General features: G+C 63.1%; 4 protein-coding genes. All 4 read right to left on the bottom strand.

Annotated elements, in window-relative coordinates; translation table 11 throughout:
* Nucleotides 1-23: 23 nt before the first annotated feature.
* The gene (locus KIH27_RS21970; protein WP_214095075.1) at nt 24-440 is read right to left on the bottom strand and encodes a DUF732 domain-containing protein; all 417 of its coding nucleotides are present in this window, start codon (nt 438-440) and stop codon (nt 24-26) included.
* Entirely contained in the window at nt 437-1765 is a 1329-nt protein-coding gene (locus tag KIH27_RS21965; RefSeq protein ID WP_214095074.1) for a PPE family protein, read from the bottom strand. Before KIH27_RS21965 ends, KIH27_RS21970 begins: the two co-directional genes overlap by 4 nt.
* A gap of 143 nt (nt 1766-1908) precedes the next feature.
* Nucleotides 1909-2193, bottom strand: a complete 285-nt coding sequence (locus KIH27_RS21960) for a WXG100 family type VII secretion target (protein ID WP_214095073.1) — start codon at nt 2191-2193, stop codon at nt 1909-1911.
* A gap of 14 nt (nt 2194-2207) precedes the next feature.
* The coding region (locus KIH27_RS21955; protein WP_214095072.1) for a WXG100 family type VII secretion target at nt 2208-2445 on the bottom strand (238 nt) is incomplete at its 5' end.

The following is a 2445-nucleotide window of genomic DNA, read 5'->3' as shown; positions in this document are numbered from 1 at the left end:
GTCGGCACCTCGTTGCTACGACGCTATGACACCGCCCCCTTCATGCCGTTCGCAAGGTTCTGAGGGCAATACGCATGTAAGGCGATCGCGATGAACAGTCGTGCGCGTTCTGTCGTGAGTTCTTCGTTGTGCTTCTGGAGTGTTGCGACCAACGCTTTCCCCGACTTACCCTGATCGACGTAATCGCACATCGTCCGCCCGGCTGTAATACTTTTTCCCGGATCGCTGTAAGTGATACCCGCCTCGTTCAGTGCGGTAAGAAAGGACGCGTCGACATCGGCGGATCGACCATCGTCGGGATTACCGTGTGCCGGTCCGACAGCAACGATGCTGATCGGCAGAATAAAGAGTGTCAGCATGCGCTTCCCCAGGTTTCGGATAAAACCACGACCGCAGCGTATTTTTACGGCACCGCCCTTATCCCGAATGTCAGAACTCATACGTTGCCTGACTTCACTCTTCTGATCACTGACGCCGCCGAACGTCTGAGCGTATCGCGCCGCACCCTCATTTCGATCACCTTCCAACGTAGATTGTTGAGTTCGTCCCGCTGGCGCTGCACATCCTCAGTGTCTGCCGCTGTCGCCACGCGGTCTTCTCCCCCGCCTGCGGTGGTGGTGGTCCCTGCAGCCGCGGCCGATGCGACGCCGGTACGCGTCGCCGCACCGCCGCCCTTTGGCGCGTTGACAACGCTGCCTATCGGCGGGATGGCACCTATCGAACCCATCGCGGCCTCGGGCAGACCCGCCGCGCCGGTCATCGGCAGTGAGACGGCGGTGGGGCGGATCCCCTGAGGGGGCGCACCCCACGCCTGCGGCACTGACAGTCCGCCAAACGACGCTGCTCGACCCAAACTCGCCGACACCTCGGAGCTGCGCGAAGCCAGCGCGGCGTAGCCTCCCTCGGACACAGTCGAGCCCGCGAGATCGACGTTCGACCCTCCTCCGGACACCGACGATGCCAGGCCTACAGCCCAAGGATTAAGCGCGGTCCAGACATAGTTCGCCAAGGTTGCTCCCGCGGTTGGCAGTAGCATCGAGCCGAACTCCGTACCGATCGAGTCAAGCCCCAAACTTTGGATGAAACTCATAAATGGAGTCAGCTCGTGGGTGAACTGCTCGAAGCCTTGAACCAGCGGGCTCGTCAAAAAATCCAGCAGCGGGTTCGAGTCGGCCGCCATGCCTGTTGCGGCCGCTTGGGCGGCGGCAGAGGCTTGGCTGCCGACACCGGCGGGGTTGGTGGTCCGCGGTGCGACAGCCAAAGCACTCGAATTGGGCGCAGCAGCTGCGGAGTTTTCCGCATAGGCGTGCATTGCGGCGGCGTCCTGAGCCCACATCTCGCTGTAGTCAGCATGATTCATCGCGATTGCGGCGCTGTTCTGCCCGAAGATGTTGCTGCTGACCAGATTTAGCAGCTCGGCGCGGTTGGCGGCGATCACCGGTGGCGGGACCGTGGCAGCAAAAGCGGCCTCGTAGGACGCTGCCGCGGCTCTGGCCTGGGTGGCGGTCTGGGCTGCCTGCGCAGCGGTGTTGGTCATCCACGCCGAATACGGTTCGGCGGCTGCGGCCATCGCCGCCGCTGAACTGCCCTGCCAATGCCCGTCGGTCAACTCGGCGAGCACCGCACGATACGAACCGGCTGTCGATGTCAGAGTTGCCGACAGTCGATCCCAGACCGCGGCAGCGGTCAACATCGGCGTCGCGCCCGCCCCCGCATACATCCGCGCCGAATTAACCTCCGGCGGCAACACCGCGTAGTCAATCATCAGAGCATCACTTCTCTCGCCAGGCGGATCATTGTGTCGTAATCCCTTGCCGGTCAGCGCGTCTCAGTGTGGCCGCAACGGCTGTCACGGCCACACTGAAACCCGATATTCCGGCTTGCGAAACAACAAACAGGGTTGTCTTCTCAGGCCCAGCTGGAGCCGACGGCCGAGTCGGTGTTGGCCATGTTGTTGCCGGCCGACTGCACCTTCTGACCGTGCGAGTTCGCCTGCTCGTAGATCACCGCGAAGTTGCGACCCAACTGGGTCACGAACTCCTGGCACGCCACCGAACCGGCGCCGCCCCAGCAGTCCCCCGCGGCGAGCACGTCGTGCACGATCGCCTGGTGCTCCGCCTCCAGCGAGGCGGCCTGCGCGCGGATCAGCGCGCCGTGCGCGTCGACATCGCCGAACTGGTAGTTGATGCTCATCAGATGGTCTCCTTCTAGCTCGACAGGATCTGCTGCGAGGCAGCTTCCTGCTGCTCGTAGCGGTTCGCGTCGCGGATCAACCCGTCCCGCACTCCGTGCAGCATGTTCACGATGTTGCGAAACGCCGTCTGCATCTGGCCCATCGTGTCGTAGCTGGTCTTCTCCGCCAGACCACCCCAGCCCGAACCGGAGATGTTCGTCGACGACGCCCACATCCGACGCGCCTCATCCTCAACAGTCTGCGCATGAACG

The sequence above is a fragment of the Mycolicibacter acidiphilus genome (assembly GCF_018455725.1).
Classification (GTDB): Bacteria; Actinomycetota; Actinomycetes; order Mycobacteriales; family Mycobacteriaceae; genus Mycobacterium; species Mycobacterium acidiphilum.
Note: the sequence above shows the minus strand (reverse complement) of the source record. Positions and strands in the feature narration are given on the sequence as shown.

Excerpts from the sequence above, each read along its gene's own strand:
- KIH27_RS21970 (WP_214095075.1), bottom strand. The coding sequence starts at position 440 with ATGAGTTCTGACATTCGGGATAAGGGCGGTGCCGTAAAAATACGCTGC.
- KIH27_RS21965 (WP_214095074.1), bottom strand. The coding sequence starts at position 1,765 with ATGATTGACTACGCGGTGTTGCCGCCGGAGGTTAATTCGGCGCGGATG.
- KIH27_RS21960 (WP_214095073.1), bottom strand. The coding sequence starts at position 2,193 with ATGAGCATCAACTACCAGTTCGGCGATGTCGACGCGCACGGCGCGCTG.